This window comes from Pseudomonas sp. TE12508, assembly GCF_056279485.1.
Genome location: NZ_JBWCCN010000011.1, coordinates 199875 through 219174, shown reverse-complemented (window position 1 = coordinate 219174; position 19300 = coordinate 199875). Strand labels below are relative to the sequence as shown.

The following is a 19300-nucleotide window of genomic DNA, read 5'->3' as shown; positions in this document are numbered from 1 at the left end:
GTGTGATCAGACCGGGAGGTAGATGCCGAAAGTATTCATCCCATGATCACTGCGCACAAACACATCCCCGCCATGCATCAGCGCAATCGCCTTGACGATTGCCAGCCCCAGGCCATGGTTGTTGCCACTGTTGCTGCGCGACGCATCGACCCGGTAGAAGCGCTCGAACAATCGCGGCAGGTGCTCATTGGCAATCGGCGACCCGGGGTTGGCGACGCCGATGCTGACCTGATGCTCTTCGACTTCGATCCGTACCTCAATCACTTGCCCGGGCTCGGTGTGCTGCACCGCGTTGCTCAGCAAGTTGATCAACGCCCGACGCAAATGGGCGATCTCGATCCGCACCTGCGCATCGCCACTGACCTCGACCTGAACCTGCGCATCCTCAAGGATGAAATCCAGATACTCCAGCGTCGTCGCCACTTCGTCGGCCAGTGAGGTAGACGTCAGTTTAGTGGCCTTGCTGCCCTGGTCGGCGCTGGCGAGGAACAGCATGTCGTTGATGATCGAGCGCAGCCGTTCGAGCTCTTCGAGGTTCGATTGCAGCACTTCAAAATAATGTTCGGCCGAACGCCCGCGGGTTAGCGCAACCTGGGTCTGGCCGATCAGGTTGGTCAGTGGTGAACGCAGTTCATGGGCCACGTCGGCGTTGAACGATTCCAGCCGCGAGTAAGCCTGTTCGACCCGCTCCAGAGTGGCGTTGAACGAGCTGACGAACTGATTCAGTTCCGGTGGCAATGGCGACAGTTGCAGACGGCCAGACAGCCTGGGCGGCGCCAGGCGCTGGGCTTCCTGCGATAACTTGATCAGCGGCTTGAGGCCGATCCGGGCCACCCAGTAACCGAGTAGCGAGGCCAGTAATACACCCACGATCGCCAGGCTGATCAGGGCGACCAACAAGTGGTGCTGCGTCTCGTAAAAGGTCTCGGTGTCGATGCCGATCATGAAGCGCAGCGGCGGGCGCTGGTCCTTGGCTGGCAGCTCAGTGACCAGCACTTTCAGCGGGTACGGATGGTCGGGCAACTCCATGTCGCGCATGCCCAACGGGCCTTGGGCGAAAGCGCGGATCGGCGCGTCGGGTTGGCCGTATTCATAACCGGGATTGCCGCTGACCACCCAAAAGCGGATGCGCTTGTCTTCTTCGCTCAGCAGCTTGAGCTTGGCGTTGATCTTCACCCAATGCTCGGGCGTGCCGTAACGGTTGAGCGCCGATTCGAGCACGCTATAACGCGCGTCCAGCTCGGCTTCGGGCAACAGGCCCAAACCCTTGTCGACCTGTTGATACAGCGCACCGCCGATCAACAGGAACACCAGCAGCGCCACTAGGGTGAACATTCCGCTCAGGCGCAGTGCGATCGAATTACTGGACACCACGGCTCTCCAGCACATAACCCATGCCACGAATCGTGTGCAGCAGTTTCTCGTCAAACGGCCCATCGAGTTTGGCCCGCAGGCGTTTGATCGCGACTTCGACCACGTTGGCGTCGCTGTCGAAATTGATGTCCCAGACCATCTCGGCGATGGCGGTTTTCGAGAGGATTTCCCCTTGCCGCCGCGCCAGCACGCTGAGCAGCGAAAACTCCTTGGCGGTCAGGTCCAGGCGAGTGCCGGCGCGGGTGGCCTTGCGGCTGATCAAATCTATCCACAGGTCGGCGATGCTCACCTGCACCGGTTCGTGGCCACCGCTGCGACGGGTCAGCGCTTGCAGGCGCGCCACCAGTTCGAGGAAGGAAAACGGTTTGCCGAGGTAATCGTCGGCACCATCGCGCAGGCCTTTGATGCGGTCTTCCACCCGCTCGCGGGCGGTGAGCATGATCACCGGCGTTTGTTTGCGTGCCCGCAGCGCACGCAATACGCCAAAGCCGTCGAGGCCTGGCAACATGACGTCGAGGACAATCACTGCAAAGTCGTTTTCCAGCGCAAGGTGCAGGCCTTCGACGCCATCGCCGGCCAGGTCCACGGTGTAGCCCTGTTCCGTCAAACCACGGTGTAGATAGTCCGCGGTTTTTTCTTCGTCTTCGATAATCAGAACGCGCATGACCCCGCCTCAGTCTGTGGTCGTCAGCGCCGACATCGGTGCTGGTTTAGGTCGATGGAAAAGCCGCTCAAGCATTAAGTATATGACCGGCGTGGTGAACAGCGTCAGCGCCTGGCTCACCAGCAAGCCGCCGACCACCGCGATGCCCAATGGCTGGCGCAGTTCGGCGCCGGTGCCGTAGCCGAGCATCAGCGGCAGGGCGCCAAGCAGGGCGGCGAGGGTGGTCATGATGATCGGTCGGAACCGCGTCATACACGCCTCATAGATCGCCTCTTCGGGAGGCAAGCCTCGGTTACGTTGGGCGTCCAGCGCGAAGTCGATCATCAGGATGCCGTTTTTCTTGACGATGCCGATCAGCAACACCAGCCCGATCAGCGCCATGATCGAAAAGTCCTGGCCGCAGATCCATAGCATGATCACCGCCCCGAGCCCCGCCGAGGGCAGCGTCGAGATGATCGTCAGCGGGTGCACGAAGCTTTCATACAGAACGCCAAGAATGATGTACACCGCCACCAGCGCCGCCAGAATCAGCCACGGCTGGCTGGCCAGCGAACTCTGGAACGCCTGGGCTGCGCCCTGGAAATTACCGCTGATGGCCACCGGCATGCCGATGTCGGTCTTGGTTTGATTGAGCATGATCACCGCATCGCCCAACGCGACGCCCGGCGCCAGGTTGAACGACAGGTTGGCCGCCGGGAACATCCCGTCGTGAGCGATGGACAACGGGCCGATGGTTGGCGCATCGAATTTCGCCAGGGCCGACAGCGGCACCATTTCTCCGCTCAGCGGCGAGCGCAGGTAAAAATAATTGAGGCTTTCGGCCTTGCCGCGCTGCTTGGTGTCCAGTTCCAGAATCACGTTGTACTGGTTGGTCTGGGTCTGGAACTCGTTGATCTGCCGCTGGCCGAAGGCGTCGTACAGCGCTTCGTCGACATCACTGGCGGTCAGGCCGAAACGCGCCGCTGCACTGCGGTCGATGCTGATGTGGGTGATGCTGCCGCCCAGTTGCAGGTCGTTGGAAATATCGCGGAACGCCGGGTTGCCGCGCAGTTTTTCCGTCAGGCGCTGGGTCCAGGTGCTCAGGAGTGCCCCGTCGTTGCTCTTGAGCACGTATTGGTACTGCGCACGGCTCGGGCCGGAGCTGAGGTTGATGTCTTGCCCGGCGCGCAGGTACAACACGATGCCCGGGACTTTCATCAGTTGCGGGCGAATCCGGTCGATGAACTGGCTGGCGGACACGTCACGGTCGCCGCGTTTTTTCAGTGAAATCCAGAACCGTCCGTTGGCGATAGTCTGGTTGCTGCCCGCAACGCCGACCGAGTGTGAGAACGTCTCGACAGCGGGGTCGGCGGCGACGATTTCTGCCATTGCCAGGTGTTTTTTCACCATGTCGCCGTAGGAAATATCAGCGGCTGCTTCGGTGGTGCCAAGGACGAAACCGGTGTCCTGCACCGGGAAGAAACCCTTCGGAATGAAAATGTACCCGGCGACCGCCAGGCCGAGGGACAGGCCGAATACACCGATCATCAACTTCTGATGGGCGAGGGCGCGGCGCAGGCCTTTCTCATACAGCGCCAGCAAGCGCTCGCCGAAGCCCGATTGGCTGTGTTCCGGCGCACGCATGAATAGCGCGGCCAATGTCGGTGCGAGCGTCAGGGACACCACCACAGAAATCATGATGGTCGAGGTGGCGGTCAGGGCGAACTCCTTGAACAACCGCCCGACCACGCCGCCCATGAACAGAAGCGGAATGAACGCCGCCACCAGCGAGAAACTGATCGAGACCACGGTAAAACCGATCTCGCCGGCGCCTTTGATGGCCGCCTCGCGCATGCCGTCGCCGGCTTCCAGGTGACGGTGAATGTTTTCCACCACCACAATCGCATCGTCCACCACAAACCCGACGGACACCACGATCGCCACCAGCGTCAGGTTATTCAGGCTGAAACCCATGATGTACATCAGGGCAAAACTGGCGATCAGCGATACACCGAGCACCGACGCCACGATCAGGGTCGCCGACAACTGCCGCAGGAACAGCGCCATCACCGCCACCACCAGCAGGATCGCGATCAGCAGGGTGATTTCCACTTCATGCAACGACGCGCGGATGGTCTGGGTGCGGTCGATCAACACCTTGACCTGCACCGATGCCGGCAGCATGGCCTCCAGCGTCGGCAGGGCCGCTTGAATACGGTCGACGGTCTCGACGATGTTGGCCCCCGGTTGCCGGAAAATCACCAGATTCACCCCCGGCTGACCGTCAGCCCAGGCCTGGATGTAGGCGTCTTCCGAACCGTTGACGACTTTGGCTACATCCTTGAGATGAACCGGCGCGCCGTCCTTGTAGGAAACAATCAACTGACCGTATTCCTGGGGGTGGAACAATTGGTCGTTGGTGGACAAGGTCGAAATGCTCGACTCGCCATACAACGCACCCTTGGCCAGGTTGAGGCTGGTTTGCTGGATCGCCAGGCGAATGTCCGCCAGGGTCAGGCCAATGGCGGCGAGTTTGTCCGCCGAGGCCTGCACGCGGATCGCCGGACGTTGCTGACCGGTGATGTTGATATTGCCTACGCCGTCGATCTGGCTGATCTGACGGGCGAGCAGGGTTTCCACCAGGTCACTGACTTCGGTGCCGGGCATTTGCGGCGAATTGATGCTGAGGATCAGCACCGGGCTGTCGGCCGGGTTGACCTTCCTCCAGTTCGGCAGGTTCGGCATGTCTTTGGGCAGTTTGCCGGCTGCGGTGTTGATCGCGGCCTGGACTTCCTGCGCGGCGGTGTCGATGCTTTTGTCGAGGGTGAATTGCAAGGTCAGGATGGTCGAGCCCAGGGCGCTGCTTGAGGTCATCTGGGTCACGCCGGGGATGGCGCTGAATTGCACTTCAAGCGGCGTGGCCACCGACGAGGCCATGGTTTCGGGGTTGGCGCCAGGCAGTTGCGCGGCCACCTGGATGGTCGGGAATTCTGCTTCCGGCAGTGGCGCAATCGACAGTCGCGGAAAGGCGATTACCCCCAGCAACACCAAGGCAAAGGTCAGCAGGACCGTCGCCACCGGATGATCGATGCACCACGCGGAAATCGAGCCATGGCCCTTCATGGTTTCGGCTCCGATTGCACCATTTGCGGCGGGTCGGTCACTACCTGCACGGTCGAACCAGGTTTGAGCCTCGACTGGCCATCGCTGACCAGCACATCACCCGGTTTTACGCCTTTGATGAGGTCCTGGCCGCTGCCTTGATAAACCATCTGCACCTGAACGGCTTCGACCTTGTCGCCATTGACCCGGTAGACGAAATGTTGATCGAGGCCACGTTGTACGACGGTGGGTGGCACCACCAGCGCATTTTTATCCAGTGCTGTCTGAATCTTTACCGTTACCAGCAGGCCCGGCCAGAGTTTCTGTGCGGGGTTGGCGAACTCGGCCTTGGCGCGGATGGTCCCGGTGTTGGCGTTGATCTGGTTGTCGATCAGGGTCAGATGACCTTCGCCCAGAAGGTTGCCGGTTTCGCCGTCGGTGTCGGCACCGATGTAAGCCTTGACCGGCGTGTGCTGGGGATCGTTGATCAGGCCTTGCAGGGTCGGCAACATGTGTTGCGGCAGGGAAAATTCCACGGCGATCGGGTCGATCTGGGTCACGGTGAACAAGCCTTGGGTGTCAGTCATTCGCAGGAAATTGCCTTCATCCACTGTGCGAATACCGACGCGACCGGTGACCGGGGAGCGAATCTGTGTGTAAGAAAGCTGCACCAGAGCGGCGTCGATCGATGCCTGATTGCCTTGGGCGGTGGCTTTGAGTTGGTTGACCAGGGCTTGTTGCTGGTCATAGGTCTGCTTGGACACGCCGTCGTCGACGCTCAGCAGTTTGTAACGTTTGAGGTTGACCTGCGCCACTTGCAGTTGCGCCTGGCTTTCGCCCAGTTGCGCCCGGGCCTGGTCGAGGCTGGCGCGGATCGAGCGGTCGTCGATGGTGGCCAGCAGATCACCTTTGTTCACCAGTTGGCCTTCCTTGACCAGCAGTTTGGTGAGGATGCCGTCGATCTGCGGGCGCACGACCACGCTATGCAGCGAAAGCACCGAGCCAATGCCACTGATGTAGCGGGGCACGTCTTTTTCGGCGACGCTGATCACTCGCACGGGGATGGCGGTGGAGGGGGCCAGTTTGGTCGTGGCGGGTTTGGCGGCATACCACACGCCCAGGGCTGCCAGGGTGATCAGAAGGGCGGCGAACAGGGCGTTTTTTTTATGAATTCGCATGCGAGTGGGGCGCCGGGCAGAGTGGTCGGAGTTTTGTCAGGCTTATACCTTCCTTTATAAACCTGTTAGCCCGTCAGGAGAGTGACTGGTAACTGACGGCGCTGTCAGTTTGGACCTCTTTGGATTGATGCTGATTCCCCATGATCAAAAGATCGCAGCCTCGTCTCACTCGACAGCTCCTACAGTCATCAGTGTCAGACGAATTCGGTGTCAGACGTGGGATTGATCGTTCTCACGCTCCCGCGTGGGAATGCTGCCAGGGACGCTCCGCGTTCCGCTTTGAATGTTTAACGGATGTGTCAAAACATGGAACTTTCCCACGCATTTTTCAGGTTGTCGGTCGGACGCGGGCCCAATAACCTTTGGCTGTCGCTGACAACTCAGCGATCGGGTGTGAGATCCCCGGCAACTAGTATGCATCTAGCGCCAATGCCACCATAATTGGCGCCAGCTTATCCGCTGCCTGTAAATGCGTTATGGCAGCTGTGTGCGGGCAGACTTCGGTCTGGCCGGTTGCCTGCTCCGGTGGATCTCACTCTGCACATAGCTGCCACCTCCTCGTCGCTTGAGATCCGGCGAGTGGTGGCACCCATTTCAGCAGGAGTTTGTATGGATAAGTTAATCCCCGACCCACCCTTCAACACCACCACCACCAACGCCGAAGCCTCGCGCACCGAAGAATTACTCAAAGACCGCGAAGCCATAAAACGCGCCCTCGATTACTACCTCGATCCCCCGGCGCCATACACCGAAAAAGAACGTCGCCCCAGCACTCTGTTCATGGTTGTCCCTAATGCCAACACCGAAAGCCTGCTGGCCCACGCCTGTGAGTCGTTGGCCTCAGCGAGTGTCCTGGCCAGCGATTTCGCCAACAACCTGACCGGCCCGCAGCGCCACACGGCGCTGGCGATCCAGCAGGTCATCATGCTGGCGGAGTTGGTAGTGAATCGGGCGCTGGATAACGTCGATCCGGCGTAGACCGCGTTATCGTTCATCGCGAGCAGGCTCGCTCCCACAGGATTTGTGTCATACACAGATTTTGTATATGACCGCTCCCACAGGGTTCATCGTCGTTCGCAGATTCGGTGTACGACACAATGCACCTGTAGGAGCGAGGCTTGCCCGCGAAGGCGACAGGTCTGTCAGCACAAAACCCGACGGACTCGCTTGCGGCGTGAAGCTTGCGGCTCCCGACACAGGTATACTGCCGCCTTTCGCGGCTCGCCTACCGGGCCCGACTCTTTAAGCATCACCCGGAGCTTTCATGACTTCCCCGACACAACCGCCGGTTGCCGACGCTTTGAGCGACGACCAGGCAGACCTGCCAGACAGCGTCGACTCCAGCGCAGACAGCGAAACCAAAGCGGCGATCCCAGCGTTCAAGTTTCCGTTCAAACCAGGTGAATTGGCTGCGGCGAAGAATGCCAGCCAGCCTTGGTACAAGAATGGCGCGAAGAATGGCCATACCAAGACTCCCGGCGCAGCACCTCCCGGCACGCGTCGTTCGATGGGTAAACGCTGATAGTCAGGTATTTTGTTGGCGGGTAACTATTCCTCCCGCCAATGAGACAGTTCCCACAAGGACGCGCGATTACTCCTCTAGGAAAGACTGTTGTCATTCATCAAGAATTCACGCCCTGTGAATTTTTGATGAAGGTCGCCAGATGTCTCTGCTGAAAAACCTGTCCCTGCTCTCTCTGATGGCCTTGACCACCGGCTGCGTGTCCTCTGCGGTCGATCCGCAGATCCGTTTCGGGGTCGAAGCCCTGGTTCCACCGTTCGAGAGCCGTAACGACAAAGGTGAGCTAGTCGGATTGAACATCGAGTTGGGCAACGCACTGTGTGCTGAGCTCCAATCCCGCTGTGTCTGGATCGATCAGGATTACGCGACTAACCTCCATGCCCTTGAAGCCGGCCGCTTCGACGTGATCATGCCGATGACAGCTACACAGGCGCGGCGCGAGCGGGTCGATTTCACCGACAATCTTTATCCCCTGAGTAGCCGTCTGGTAGCGCGCAAAGGCGCGACGTTGCAACCGGATGTGCAATCGCTCAAAGGCAAGCGTATCGGCGTCCTGGCGGGCACCAGTCGTGAAGCGTTCGCCAAGGCGCGTTGGGCGGACGCAGGCGTAACGGTGCGCAGTTTTCAATTCAACAATCAGTTGATTGCCAGTCTTCTGGCGGGCGAGATCGATGCCACCCTGCAAGACTCCATCGAAATCACTCAAGCCTTGCTAAGCCAACCTCAAGGACAGGCGTTCGACTTTGCCGGTCCTGCCCTCAACGATCCGATGCTGGGCAATGGTGTGGCGATGGCTGTGCGCAAAAGCGACACCCGCTTGCGCGATAACCTGAATGCGGCCCTTGAGCGTCTCAAGCAAAATGGCCAGTACCAAGCGATTACCGAGCGCTACTTGCCGCCAGCAGTACCCGATTCACCACGTTACTTTCCGAATGAAGAAGGCTTGCCATTTTCCGATGCGGTACAGGCCGGTGAGACCCTTTATCTTTCCGGGATGCTCGGTCTGGATGCTGATGGCCAACTGGTCAAGGGCGGGATTGGCCCGCAAATGACCCAGGCCATGGAGAACCTGCGCACCGAACTGCAACGTCGAGGCTCATCCCTCGCTCATGTGGCCAAATGCACGGTCATACTTGCCGATATCAAAGACTTCGATGCCATGAATGCGGTTTACCGCCGGACTTTCCCAGCCGATCGCCTACCTGCCCGGACAACGTTCGCGGCTAAAAAACTGCTGGCGAATGCTCGGGTGGAAGTCGAATGCCTTGCGGTTGCTGCTCGCTGACTCATCATCAGACAAGCCACTGTGCAACTAAAGTTGTGCAGTGGTTGGGTGTTTCAGGCTGCCCGCAACGAAATAAACGCATAGCTAACCGGTGTGTCGGTTGCCACCTGTGCGCCCGCCGCCTGCACTTGCCCGGCAATATCCTCACCCGACACGTGAAACAGCCAATCACTGCTCGACTCCATCTGCGATTGTGCTGAAATCTGATCGATAACCGTGGCAAACGCGTTCATATCCGGCAAATAAGCGGTAAATCCATCGCCCTTCAACGCTGTCGTCCGAATCCCCAATAACGCGCAAATCGCCTCCTTGGTCTGAATCTCATCGCGATCGGCCTGACGGGAGCGCTGGATCAATCCCGTCAGTTCCTGATCCACCAGCTCACCCCCGATGATCAAATCCGGCCCTGTTACCCAGGACTCGGGCGGGCATTCCTTGATAGATGGGTTGAGCGGGATGTGCGGGTTGATTTCCATCGGATAGATGCGGCACACCAGCGGTCGGCGTTCGTAGATGCGGCAGAGGTTGTCGTCGTCAAGATTCCGGCAGGGGCCGACGTTGTACGCGGCAAAGGTGATCGCCACATGCGCCTCACAGGCGCCGCTTCGAACCACCACCGAACGGCGTTCGGCGTGTTCACGTTGCTGCGCGGGCAGGCCCAGGCCATTGGCGAGGAAGGCCTCCACCAGCACGATCACCTGTCCGCCATCGGCCGCCCACATCCGGGCTTCGGCCAGTGTCAGGGGCACGTGGTGGTCGTTGCAGCATTTGCCACAACCTACGCAGGAAAACGTTGTATTCATTGAACGGCCAGTCACCTGTGAGGGCATGAAATGGCGACAAAAAGCCACCGCAAGGGCCTGTGCCGAAGCAAGTTATGCGCCAGTCACTGCGCTTTTGCTGTTGGGCGGATGGAGTCCCACTCGGTTATGTAGGCGGTTTTGCTTTTCTTGTTGTAGAGGCACAGCTCGGTGCCTTGCTGGCCTTTCATGTGTTTTTGCGGGTACTGGCCTTGCAGCAGGAGCGCGGTATAACCGACCCGGTCATCGAACTGCGCGGCGTTGCCGACGGGTTTGGCGTTCTTCAGGCCGCTGGCCTTGGTGCAACTGGCGAGCACGGCTTTGTCGTAGGCGGCCCAGGCGTCGGGGCTGGAGGCGTGGGCTTGGGTGGCTAGGGCGGTGAGGCAGAGGAAGGTCAGGGTTGTAGCTTTCATGGTTTGGGCATCCTTGGCGTGTAGTGGCCGAGGTCAGGAGTATGTCTGATGGATCGATGTTGGTTGTGCCGGCCTCTTCGCGAGCAAGCCCGCTCACACAGTTGATTTGCGTCGTACACCGAATCTGTGAACGACGACGAACCACTGTGGGAGCGGGCTTGCTCGCGAAAGCGGTGTGTCAGACAGGCACGGGCTCCCGACGGACCACATACATCCCGGCACTTTCATACAAACGCTGGGCCCGAAGGTTGTTTTCCAGCACCTTCAGATCCACAAAGCCTTCGCGGCGTTGCTGAAACACGTTGAAAGCATTTAGCAGCAGCGCACGGCCAAGTCCGAGGCCTTGAGCGCGCGGATGCACCACCAGGCTCTTGATGTAGGCACTGGTCCAGCACTGGGCAACGCCGACGATTCCTTCGGCGTCGAACGCGATGAAGCACAGGGACGGATCGTATTCGGGATCGGTTTCGAAACGCTGTTGCCAGACTTCCAGCGCCGGTACGCGACCGCCACCTTCTCGATAGCCGAGTTCCATCAAGTGATGGACGGCTTCGGCGAGTTCAGGACGGTACTCGGTCAACTCAATGCCATTTGGCCAAGTGCAAGGCGGCACATCCTCAGCGAGGTTGCGCCGCATCAGAAAACAAAAGTCCTCGGCCACAACTCAGTGACCTTGTTCAGTGACGGCCCTGGCCGCCGCGATCAGGCATTTGGTCAGTTCCGGTGAGGAGAATTTGGTCAGCACCGCGTTGGCCCCGGCCAGTCGAGCCTTCTCGCTGTTCATCGCGCTGTCCAGCGAGGTGTGCAGCAACACATAGAGGTGCGAGAAGTCGGGGGTTTCGCGCAGTGTGCGGGTGAGGGCATAACCGTCCATTTCCGACATTTCGATATCGGAGACGATCAGGTTAATTTGCTGGGCGGTGCCTTGCAGGTCCAGCAGGCAGTCGATGGCTTCCTTGGCGCTGCGAGCGGTGTGGCATTGCAGGCCGAGGTTGCGCAGGGTGTGTACCGATTGTTGCAGGGCGACCTGGCTGTCATCGACCACCAGGATTCGCGCGTTGCCGAGGACTTCGGCGTCTTCCATGCTCAGCTCGGTGGGGGCCGTTTCGATCTGCGCCGGAGCGATGCCGTGAATGACCTTTTCGATGTCCAGCACCTGCACCAAAGTGCCGTCGACCGAGGTCACGCCGGTGATGTACGAGCGCACGCCACCGGAGCCGAAGGGCGGTGGACGGATGTCGGTAGTCAGGCAATGGACGATCTTGCTCACCGCCTGAACGTGCAGGCCCTGCTTGGAGCGGCTGACGTCGGTGACGATCAGGCAGCCACCGTTCGGGTCTTCCAGCGGTCGCTCGCCGATGGCGCGGCTCAGGTCGATCACCGACAGCGATGCGCCACGCAGGGTGGCGATACCTTTGACGTGGGGGTGCGACTCCGGCAGCTTGGTCAGCGGCGGGCAGGGGATGATTTCGCTGACTTTCAGCAGGTTGATCGCCATCAGCTTGCCGCTGCGCAAGGTAAACAGCAGAAGCGAAAGTGAATCTGCGCGGGCTTTGTTGGAAGACATAAAAACCTTCTGTGGAAAAAGGTGATGGGCGATTGTGAAGATCGCCAACAGCTATCGATGCCGGGTTATCGACTTGTGAGGGGCAGGCTTTAGGAGTAATCCCCATTGCCGCCCAAACAGTGAACCCCTGTGGCGAGGGAGCTTGCTCCCGTTCGGCCGCGAAGCGGTCGTGAAACCAGCAATGAGGTTCTACTCTGGAAAAAACGGGAGCGCTACGCACTCCAACGGGAGCAAGCTCCCTCGCCACAAGAGTACGATGTTATCCGGGTGAGACTATTTCATACCCAACCGCTTGGCCATCCGTCCAAGGTTCGCCCGATCCAGACCCAGCTCCCGCGCCGCGCTGGCCCAGTTGTTCTGGTGCCGTTGCAGGCAAGCGCTGATCAGTTGGCGCTGATAATGCTCGGTGGCCTCACGCAAATCCCCTGCAATTAATGCCGCCGCCGGTGCCGCAACCACCGGTTCTGGCACGGGTTCAATGCTGCCGTTGGGCAAGTCCAGATCTGCGGCGCTCAAGCTGAGAATCTTCGGCCGTTGCTTGCAGTTACCCAACGCCTTCAATGCACTGCGACCAATCAAATGCTCCAGTTCCCGCACGTTCCCCGGCCAGTCATACGCCAATAGTGCCGCTTGCGCATCACTGGTCAGGCGCAGGCTGTTGAGGCCCATGCGTGAGCGGTTTTGTTCCAGGAAGTAGCCGCTGAGCAGCAGCACATCCCGACCGCGATCGCGCAGTGCGGGCACCAGCAGCGGGTAAACGCTCAAGCGATGATAGAAGTCGGCACGGTAGCGACCGCTGCGCACTTCTTCAGCCAGGTCACGGTTGGTCGCGGCGATCAATCGCACGTCGACCTGATGTTCCTGGTCCGACCCCAGCCGCTGCAATTGCCCGCTCTGCAGCACTCGCAGCAATTTGGCCTGCACCGTTAGCGACAGTTCGCCGACTTCATCGAGGAACAACGTACCGCCATTGGCCAGCTCGAACTTGCCGCGCCGATCATTCGTCGCGCCGGTGAAAGCCCCGCGCACATGGCCGAACAATTCGCTCTCCACCAGCGTGTCTGGCAGGGCGGCGCAATTGAGGCTGATGATCGGTTTATCGGCCCGTGGGGACGCTGCGTGGATAGCCTGGGCCACCAGCTCTTTGCCAACTCCGGTTTCGCCGGTGATTAGCACCGTCAGGTCGCTGCCGCCCACCAGGCTGATCTCTTCCACCAGTCGTTTGTAAGTCTTGCTCTGGCCGATCATTTCGCGGTTCTGTTGGCCGCTGGCCTGACGGTAAACCTCGGCGCGCTGATGTTCGTCCTCGACGCGGTTGGCCAGCCGCTCGATGCGCTCGGCGGCGTTGACCGTGGCGGCGGCGAGGCTGGCGAAGGCTTGCAGGGCGTCCAGTTCGATCGGTTCAAAACGTTCAGGGTCGAGCGCGTCGAGAGTCAACAAACCCCACGGGCGCTCGTCGATAAACAGCGGGCAGCCCATGCAGTCGTGAACTTCCAGGTGATCGTGAAGACCATCGACCAGGCCGTCATAAGGATCGGGCAAATCACTGTCGGCGGCGAAGCGAGTCGGGCCGGGGCTGCTGAGCAACGCTTCGAAGCGCGGGTGTTCGCTGACCTTGAAACGTCGGCCGAGGGTGTCGGTGCTCAACCCGTCCACCGCCAGCGGCACCAGCCATTCGCCATCGAGTCGCAGCAGGGCCGCGGCGTCGCACGGGAGCAGGGCGCGCATGGCTTCGAGCAAGCGTCGGTAGCGCTCGCCTTCGGGCAGTTCGCGGGACAGGTCGGAGACCAGGGGCAGCAACGTCGTGAGCAGTAATTTTGCAGTCATAATGACTCCGTGTAGTCGGTGTGACTATAAAGCGTTGCGTGTCGATATGACTACTATGTTTTTAACTTAATGATTTATAAGGTTTTAATTGTTGGCATGGAAACTGATACGTAAAGGTTATTCATATAAAGCCCAGGGGTTGCTCTTATGCTTAGCGTTCAAGACCGTGCCATCGTCAAGTCCACCGTGCCGTTGCTGGAAAGCGGCGGCGAAGCGCTGATCACTCACTTCTACCGCATGATGCTCTCCGAATATCCGGAAGTCCGCCCGCTGTTCAACCAGGCCCACCAGGCCAGCGGCGATCAGCCTCGCGCCCTGGCCAACGGTGTATTGATGTATGCGCGGCACATCGACCAGCTCGATCAATTGGGCGACTTGGTGGCCAAGATCATCAACAAGCACGTGGCCCTGCAAATCCTCCCGGAACATTACCCGATCGTGGGTAGCTGCCTGTTGCGAGCGATCTCCGAAGTGCTGGGCGAAGAGATTGCCACTCCGGAAGTGATGAGCGCGTGGGGCGCGGCCTACGGTCAGTTGGCCGAGATCCTGATCGGCGCCGAAGCCAGCATCTACGACCAGAAAGCCCAGGCGCCGGGTGGCTGGCGTGGTGCGCGGGAGTTCATCGTGGCGGCCAAGGTCGAGGAGAGCGCGGAAATCATCTCGTTCTACTTCGAACCGGCGGACAAGGGCCCGATTCTCGCGGCAGAGCCTGGCCAGTACATCGGCATGAAACTGATCCTCGATGGCGAAGAAATTCGACGTAACTATTCGCTGTCGGCGCTGGCCAACAAGGGCCAGTACCGCATCAGCGTCAAGCGCGAAACCGGCGGCCGCGCTTCCAACCATTTGCACGATCAACTGCACGTCGGCGCAAGCATCATGCTGTTCCCGCCAGCGGGGGATTTCACCCTGACCGCCAGCGACAAACCGTTGGTGCTGATCAGTGGCGGCGTCGGCATCACCCCAACGCTGGCGATGCTCGAAGCGGCGCTGGCGACCGAGCGGCCGGTGCACTTTATCCACTGCGCACGCAACGGTAGTGTTCATGCTTTCCGTGACTGGATCGATGGGCTGGCCGAGCGTCATCCGCAGCTCAAGCGTTTTTACTGCTATGCCGAAGACGATGGTGTCAGCCCGGCTGCGGACAAGGTTGGCCTGTTGAGCCAGGAGCAACTTGGCGAGTGGTTGCCTGAACAGCGTGATGTGGATGCGTACTTCCTGGGGCCTAAAGGCTTCATGGCGGCGATCAAACGTCACCTCAAGGCTTTGGGTGTGCCAGAGAAGCAGAGCCGTTACGAGTTCTTCGGGCCGGCTGCCGCGCTGGAGTAACTCTCTGGGCGGTTCCTGAGGGCCGGGTCGGTGTTTCGCTTGTTTGCGAAGCACCGACCCGGCCTTTTTTGCATTTGGCTAGCGCCCGACCAGAGGCCGGGTATAAGGCTGTCTGCCCGATTGACGGATAATACGTAAAAGTCCAGTATGGAATTATAAGTACAAAAATTGCTTCCCTGTTTCAGCTTCTTCTGTCTTGCCAAACCAACAACAACCCGCGAGAGAACGAATATGAAGAAATTCCCCCTCATCACCGGTCTGGCCCTGAGCCTGTTGGCGTGCAGCAGCCTGTTCGCCGCCGAGAAAGACCTGCGTATCGGTATCGAAGCGGCTTATCCGCCGTTTGCGTCCAAAACCGACAAAGGCGAGATTGTCGGTTTCGACTACGACATCGGCAATGCCCTGTGCGCGCAGATGAAGGTCAAGTGTGTGTGGGTCGAAGGCGAGTTCGACGGTCTGATTCCTTCCCTGAAAGTGAAGAAAATCGACATGGCGCTGTCGTCCATGACCATTAACGAAGACCGTAAGAAGTCGGTGGACTTCACCCACAAGTACTACTTCACCTCATCGCGTCTGGTGATGAAGGACGGCGCGGTAGTGGATGACCAGTACGCCAGCCTCAAGGGCAAGAATATCGGCGTGCAGCGCGCAACCACCACTGACCGTTACGCTACCGAGGTCTTTGAACCCAAGGGCATCAACGTCAAGCGCTACGGCAACAACGAAGAAATCTACATGGACCTGGCAGCCGGTCGTCTCGATGCGATTTTTGCCGACACCATTCCACTGAATGACTTCCTGTCGATGCCGCGTGGCAAGGGCTATGCGTTTGTCGGGCCGGAATTGAAAGACCCGAAATACGTGGGTGAGGGCGCCGGGATTGCCGTGCGCAAGGGTAATACGCAGTTGGTAGCGGATCTGAACAAGGCGATCGATGACATTCGCGCCAGTGGCGAATACCAGAAGATTTCGCAGAAGTATTTCAAGTCGGATATCTACGGCGATTGATCGATCGCCATCGCGAGCAGGCTCGCTCCCACATTAGTCTTGCGCATGCAGGTCCATTGTGGGAGCGAGCCTGCTCGCGATGGGGCCCTGGCAGACAGCACACATCTCAAAGCTCAAAGCTCAAAGCTCAACCCTCAACCCTTCAATTCCTTCAAATGCTTGTACACCGTCGCCCGCCCCATGTTCAGCACATTGGCCACATAGTTGGAGGCGCTTTTGCCTTTGAAGGCGCCTTCGGCGTGCAGCGCCAGCACCAGTTCGCGTTTGTGGTCGCGGGTCAGCACGTTCAGGCTCAACTGACGCTCGCGCAGCCAGGCGTGCAGAAAGGTGTTGATCCGTTCCTGCCAGTCATCGCGAAACAGTGAGTCCGGTTGCGGGATCAACTTGGTCGGCGACAGGAACAAATCCAGCGCCGCTTTCGCGTTCTCGAACAGCGAGATATTCAGGTTGATGCACAGTACCGCCAGCGGGCGACCCTCGCTGTCGCGCAGCACGCTGCTGAGGCTGCGAATCTTCTGGCCGTCCCAGTTGAGCTTTTCGTACGGCCCGATGTTTCGTTCGCTGACGTCTTCGCTGAGCATGTCTTCCAGCGACGAGTCGTCGCCGATTTCCCGTTTGGACAGGTTGTTGGCGATGTAATCGACCTTTTGCGTACGCAGGTCGTGCAGCACCACCTCGGCGTGAGGGAAGAACAACGTGGCGATCGCATCGGCAATCGCGCGAAAGTTGTCCATGGACACAGCGTCCAGGGCCGAGTCTTTTTCAGGTGCGTTCATACAGTGGAACTCCAGGCAGCGTCAGCGCCCCGTTAAAAAAGGGGGGGGCGCTGGAAGTTTGCCGCAATCGTGTGGACACGTCACCTGACGGGCAGGATCAGCTCAGGCGGGCGGGGGAGAGCATCTCGGCGTCCAGGCCGAAACGGGTGAGCTGCTCGGGCAAGGCTTCGCCGCGTACCAGTGCAGCGCTGGCCTGGCCCATGGCCGGCGACGTCTGGATGCCGTAGCCGCCTTGCGCCGCGACCCAGAACAGCCCCGGCACCTGCTGATCGAAGCCGGACAGCAAATCCCCGTCGCGCACGAAACTGCGCAGGCCAGCCCAGGTGCGGGTCGGGCGGCGAATGGTCAGGGTGGTGGCTTCTTCAATCTGGTAAATGCCCATGGCGATGTCCAGCTCTTCGGGCTGCACGTCGTGCGGTTCTACCGGGTCGGCGTTGGCCGGTGAGCCGAGGAACATGCCGGCGTCGGGCTTCATATAGAAGGATTCATCGAGGCTGACCAGCATTGGCCAGTCATGGATATCCAGGCCCTCGGGGCCGGCAAAGATAAAGGCTGCCCGACGCTTGGGTTGCAAACCCATTGGTTTGGCGCCGGCCAGCTCGCCAATCTTGTCGGCCCAGGCACCGGCGGCGTTGATGATGATCGGGGCGCTGAAGGTTTGCGTGTTGGTTTGAACCTGCCATTGCCCTTGGGCATCACGGCTCAGGCTCAACACTTCGCTGTCGGTATGAACTTCACCTTTATTGCGCCGGATACCACGCAGATAGCCCTGATGCAGAGCATCGGTATCGATGTCGCTGGCGGTCGGATCGTAGATCGCGCCATGGACTTTTTCCCGACGCAGGATCGGCAGGCGCGCACAGGCTTCGTCGGCGCTCAGCCATTGCATTTGCGGCACCGTGGCTTTGGCGCTCAGGTATTGATTGCTCAGCTCGGCCGGATCGCCGGTGAAGTCGACAGTCATCTCGCCGCGCGGGGTCAGCAATGGGTGTTCGCAGAAACCGGGCGGTGGAGCGTCGAAGAAGTCGCGGCTGGCCTGAGTCAATGCCCGAACCTGCGGTGTACCGTAGGCGGCGGTGAACAGCGCTGCCGAGCGTCCGGTGGAGTGATAGGCCGGATGGGATTCGCGTTCGAGCACAATCACCCGCCCGTGCTGCGACAGCCAGAAACCGGTGGAAGCGCCGGCAATCCCGCCGCCGATGATGATGAAATCTGCCTGGCTCATGAACGTCTCCTGTGGGGGCGCAAATGCCGAAATTGTAGAGAACTCCTGTAGGAGCGAGGCTGTGGCGAGGGGGCTTGCCCCCGTTGGGCTGCGAAGCTGCCCCAAAATTTCTGATAGACCAAAGATTTTGTGAGTGCTGCGCACTCAAACGGGGGCAAGCCCCCTCGCCACATTCGCTCCTACGAAGGGCGTGGTGTTAGCGCTGTAGTTGGTAAAGGGCATTGGCCAGTGCGATGTCTTCCAGGCCCAGGCCGATGGAGCGGAAGAACACCGTGCGGTCGTAGTCGGGGCGCTGCACTTTTTCGCTGAGCAAGTCGGGCAGGTCGCCGACAATCGAACGCTTGTCCCAGCCATGCTGCTCACCGGCGATCAGCATCTCGCCGGCCGAGCCCGGAGTGGTTTGACGATAGTCACAGAACACCTGCATGTCATTGAGGCTTTGTGGAGGCACTTCATGGGCGCGTGGGGCGTTGGTGCTGATGGAGGTGATCAGTGCCGGTTTGCTCAAAATTGACGGGTCTATCACCGGGCCGGCGGACGAGGTGCAGAGCATGATCACGTCGGCATCTTGAATCGCGGCTTCGCAACTGTCGACGAGGGTCAGCCGTGGATCGAGGCTTCTAAGCTGTGCCAGCGCTTCGGGATTCTTGCCGTTCAGGCTTGGCGAGTAAAGGCTGATGCTTTGCCAGTCCCGCAGGCCCTTGACGTAGTGCAGGTGCGCCTGGGCCACGTTACCGCTGCCGATAATCGCCAGGCGCCGGGCGTTCAATGGAGCAAGGGCATCGACCGCCACCGCCGTCGTCGCGGCGGTGCGAGCCGTGGTCAATTCACCGGCATCGCAGAGCAGCAGCGGCTGGCCGGTCTGCATCGACATCAGCAGCGTCCAGGCGGTCACCAACGGGCCCTGCTCGCGCACGATGTAGGGAGACGTCTTGACGCCATAGACCCCGTCTTCGGCCAGCACACCCAGGTAGTTGATGAAGTCCCCGGCACCCTGCGGGAATTCCACCAACTGTTGCGCCGGTTGCACGGCTTGCCCGGCGGCCAGGTCGCGGAACAGCTTGCGCAGGATCTGCGGCACGTCAACGTGTGCCAGCAGTTCGCGGGCTTGAGGTTGGGTGATCACGTAAGGCGTGCTGGGCATGGTCGGTCGGCTCCGGGCGCTGAAAGTAAACTAATTTGTCCATTATGGACTTTTAGTTGTCTCTAGCAAGTCCTGTTGAAAAAAGCCGGACGAAAAAAAAGCGCAGT

At 59.8% G+C, this 19300-nt stretch carries 17 protein-coding genes; 5 read left to right on the top strand and 12 right to left on the bottom strand.

Annotation, left to right across the window (positions count from 1 at the left end):
• Positions 1 to 6: 6 nt before the first annotated feature.
• Genes ACZ9IM_RS17090 through ACZ9IM_RS17075 form a run of 4 tightly spaced genes read right to left on the bottom strand, consistent with a single transcriptional unit; the run spans position 7 to position 6297 of the window.
• Positions 7 to 1371 carry a heavy metal sensor histidine kinase gene (locus ACZ9IM_RS17090; protein ID WP_476224517.1) on the bottom strand — a complete coding sequence of 455 codons (1365 nt, stop codon included), beginning with the start codon at positions 1369 to 1371 and terminating at the stop codon, positions 7 to 9.
• The gene (locus ACZ9IM_RS17085; RefSeq protein WP_476224516.1) at positions 1361 to 2038 is read right to left on the bottom strand and encodes a heavy metal response regulator transcription factor; all 678 of its coding nucleotides are present in this window, start codon (positions 2036 to 2038) and stop codon (positions 1361 to 1363) included. Before ACZ9IM_RS17085 ends, ACZ9IM_RS17090 begins: the two co-directional genes overlap by 11 nt.
• Positions 2039 to 2047: 9 nt before the next feature.
• Entirely contained in the window at positions 2048 to 5140 is a 3093-nt protein-coding gene (locus ACZ9IM_RS17080) for a multidrug efflux RND transporter permease subunit (RefSeq protein ID WP_476224515.1), read from the bottom strand.
• Positions 5137 to 6297: an efflux RND transporter periplasmic adaptor subunit gene (locus ACZ9IM_RS17075; RefSeq protein WP_476224514.1), complete on the bottom strand. Its 1161-nt coding sequence runs from the start codon at positions 6295 to 6297 to the stop codon at positions 5137 to 5139. The genes ACZ9IM_RS17080 and ACZ9IM_RS17075 overlap by 4 nt, the downstream gene beginning before the upstream one ends.
• Positions 6298 to 6906: 609 nt before the next feature.
• On the opposite strand from ACZ9IM_RS17075, the gene ACZ9IM_RS17070 reads away from it, so the two are divergent.
• The 3 genes from ACZ9IM_RS17070 to ACZ9IM_RS17060 all read left to right on the top strand — a co-directional run bounded on the left by ACZ9IM_RS17070 (position 6907) and on the right by ACZ9IM_RS17060 (position 9104).
• On the top strand, positions 6907 to 7275 hold the full coding sequence (locus ACZ9IM_RS17070; protein ID WP_427626586.1) for a DUF6124 family protein: 369 nt from the start codon (positions 6907 to 6909) through the stop codon (positions 7273 to 7275).
• Positions 7276 to 7561: 286 nt separating this feature from the next.
• A complete protein-coding gene (locus tag ACZ9IM_RS17065) occupies positions 7562 to 7819 on the top strand; it encodes a hypothetical protein (protein ID WP_007905458.1) in 258 nt (85 codons plus the stop codon).
• Positions 7820 to 7961: 142 nt separating this feature from the next.
• Positions 7962 to 9104 carry a transporter substrate-binding domain-containing protein gene (locus ACZ9IM_RS17060; RefSeq protein ID WP_427626588.1) on the top strand — a complete coding sequence of 381 codons (1143 nt, stop codon included), beginning with the start codon at positions 7962 to 7964 and terminating at the stop codon, positions 9102 to 9104.
• Between the two features lie 53 nt (positions 9105 to 9157).
• On the opposite strand, the gene ACZ9IM_RS17055 is transcribed toward ACZ9IM_RS17060, so the two are convergent.
• The 5 genes from ACZ9IM_RS17055 to norR form a co-directional block, all read right to left on the bottom strand.
• Positions 9158 to 9907: a YkgJ family cysteine cluster protein gene (locus ACZ9IM_RS17055; protein ID WP_427626590.1), complete on the bottom strand. Its 750-nt coding sequence runs from the start codon at positions 9905 to 9907 to the stop codon at positions 9158 to 9160.
• A gap of 83 nt (positions 9908 to 9990) precedes the next feature.
• The gene (locus ACZ9IM_RS17050) at positions 9991 to 10317 is read right to left on the bottom strand and encodes a hypothetical protein (RefSeq protein ID WP_427626592.1); all 327 of its coding nucleotides are present in this window, start codon (positions 10315 to 10317) and stop codon (positions 9991 to 9993) included.
• 178 nt (positions 10318 to 10495) lie between these two features.
• Positions 10496 to 10954, bottom strand: coding sequence for a GNAT family N-acetyltransferase (locus ACZ9IM_RS17045; RefSeq protein WP_427626594.1), 459 nt, complete (start codon positions 10952 to 10954; stop codon positions 10496 to 10498).
• A 27-nt stretch (positions 10955 to 10981) separates the two neighbouring features.
• The gene (locus ACZ9IM_RS17040) at positions 10982 to 11884 is read right to left on the bottom strand and encodes a chemotaxis protein CheV (RefSeq protein WP_008072097.1); all 903 of its coding nucleotides are present in this window, start codon (positions 11882 to 11884) and stop codon (positions 10982 to 10984) included.
• A gap of 273 nt (positions 11885 to 12157) precedes the next feature.
• Positions 12158 to 13711: a nitric oxide reductase transcriptional regulator NorR gene (gene norR / locus ACZ9IM_RS17035; protein WP_476224513.1), complete on the bottom strand. Its 1554-nt coding sequence runs from the start codon at positions 13709 to 13711 to the stop codon at positions 12158 to 12160.
• A 147-nt stretch (positions 13712 to 13858) separates the two neighbouring features.
• Between norR and hmpA the strand changes: the two genes are divergently transcribed.
• Together hmpA and ACZ9IM_RS17025 are read left to right on the top strand one after the other, a co-directional pair.
• The gene (gene hmpA, locus ACZ9IM_RS17030; RefSeq protein WP_476224512.1) at positions 13859 to 15040 is read left to right on the top strand and encodes an NO-inducible flavohemoprotein; all 1182 of its coding nucleotides are present in this window, start codon (positions 13859 to 13861) and stop codon (positions 15038 to 15040) included.
• 231 nt (positions 15041 to 15271) lie between these two features.
• On the top strand, positions 15272 to 16048 hold the full coding sequence (locus tag ACZ9IM_RS17025; protein WP_008014459.1) for an ABC transporter substrate-binding protein: 777 nt from the start codon (positions 15272 to 15274) through the stop codon (positions 16046 to 16048).
• A gap of 134 nt (positions 16049 to 16182) precedes the next feature.
• Here the strand turns inward: ACZ9IM_RS17025 and ACZ9IM_RS17020 are convergent, their stop codons facing one another.
• The 3 genes from ACZ9IM_RS17020 to ACZ9IM_RS17010 form a co-directional block, all read right to left on the bottom strand.
• Entirely contained in the window at positions 16183 to 16824 is a 642-nt protein-coding gene (locus ACZ9IM_RS17020; RefSeq protein ID WP_427626602.1) for a helix-turn-helix transcriptional regulator, read from the bottom strand.
• 97 nt (positions 16825 to 16921) lie between these two features.
• Positions 16922 to 18049 (bottom strand): NAD(P)/FAD-dependent oxidoreductase, encoded by a 1128-nt coding sequence (locus ACZ9IM_RS17015; protein WP_427626604.1) that lies wholly within the window; start codon positions 18047 to 18049, stop codon positions 16922 to 16924.
• A gap of 196 nt (positions 18050 to 18245) precedes the next feature.
• The gene (locus tag ACZ9IM_RS17010) at positions 18246 to 19193 is read right to left on the bottom strand and encodes an ornithine cyclodeaminase family protein (RefSeq protein ID WP_427626606.1); all 948 of its coding nucleotides are present in this window, start codon (positions 19191 to 19193) and stop codon (positions 18246 to 18248) included.
• Between the last annotated feature and the right edge of the window lie 107 nt (positions 19194 to 19300).

What these genes read in the sequence shown, in the direction of transcription:
- ACZ9IM_RS17070 (WP_427626586.1), top strand. Translation starts at nt 6,907, where the DNA reads ATGGATAAGTTAATCCCCGACCCACCCTTCAACACCACCACCACCAAC.
- ACZ9IM_RS17010 (WP_427626606.1), bottom strand. Translation starts at nt 19,193, where the DNA reads ATGCCCAGCACGCCTTACGTGATCACCCAACCTCAAGCCCGCGAACTG.
- ACZ9IM_RS17040 (WP_008072097.1), bottom strand. Translation starts at nt 11,884, where the DNA reads ATGTCTTCCAACAAAGCCCGCGCAGATTCACTTTCGCTTCTGCTGTTT.
- norR (WP_476224513.1), bottom strand. Translation starts at nt 13,711, where the DNA reads ATGACTGCAAAATTACTGCTCACGACGTTGCTGCCCCTGGTCTCCGAC.
- ACZ9IM_RS17075 (WP_476224514.1), bottom strand. Translation starts at nt 6,297, where the DNA reads ATGCGAATTCATAAAAAAAACGCCCTGTTCGCCGCCCTTCTGATCACC.
- ACZ9IM_RS17050 (WP_427626592.1), bottom strand. Translation starts at nt 10,317, where the DNA reads ATGAAAGCTACAACCCTGACCTTCCTCTGCCTCACCGCCCTAGCCACC.
- ACZ9IM_RS17055 (WP_427626590.1), bottom strand. Translation starts at nt 9,907, where the DNA reads ATGAATACAACGTTTTCCTGCGTAGGTTGTGGCAAATGCTGCAACGAC.
- hmpA (WP_476224512.1), top strand. Translation starts at nt 13,859, where the DNA reads ATGCTTAGCGTTCAAGACCGTGCCATCGTCAAGTCCACCGTGCCGTTG.
- ACZ9IM_RS17020 (WP_427626602.1), bottom strand. Translation starts at nt 16,824, where the DNA reads ATGAACGCACCTGAAAAAGACTCGGCCCTGGACGCTGTGTCCATGGAC.
- ACZ9IM_RS17025 (WP_008014459.1), top strand. Translation starts at nt 15,272, where the DNA reads ATGAAGAAATTCCCCCTCATCACCGGTCTGGCCCTGAGCCTGTTGGCG.
- ACZ9IM_RS17060 (WP_427626588.1), top strand. Translation starts at nt 7,962, where the DNA reads ATGTCTCTGCTGAAAAACCTGTCCCTGCTCTCTCTGATGGCCTTGACC.
- ACZ9IM_RS17080 (WP_476224515.1), bottom strand. Translation starts at nt 5,140, where the DNA reads ATGAAGGGCCATGGCTCGATTTCCGCGTGGTGCATCGATCATCCGGTG.
- ACZ9IM_RS17015 (WP_427626604.1), bottom strand. Translation starts at nt 18,049, where the DNA reads ATGAGCCAGGCAGATTTCATCATCATCGGCGGCGGGATTGCCGGCGCT.
- ACZ9IM_RS17045 (WP_427626594.1), bottom strand. Translation starts at nt 10,954, where the DNA reads ATGCGGCGCAACCTCGCTGAGGATGTGCCGCCTTGCACTTGGCCAAAT.
- ACZ9IM_RS17085 (WP_476224516.1), bottom strand. Translation starts at nt 2,038, where the DNA reads ATGCGCGTTCTGATTATCGAAGACGAAGAAAAAACCGCGGACTATCTA.
- ACZ9IM_RS17065 (WP_007905458.1), top strand. Translation starts at nt 7,562, where the DNA reads ATGACTTCCCCGACACAACCGCCGGTTGCCGACGCTTTGAGCGACGAC.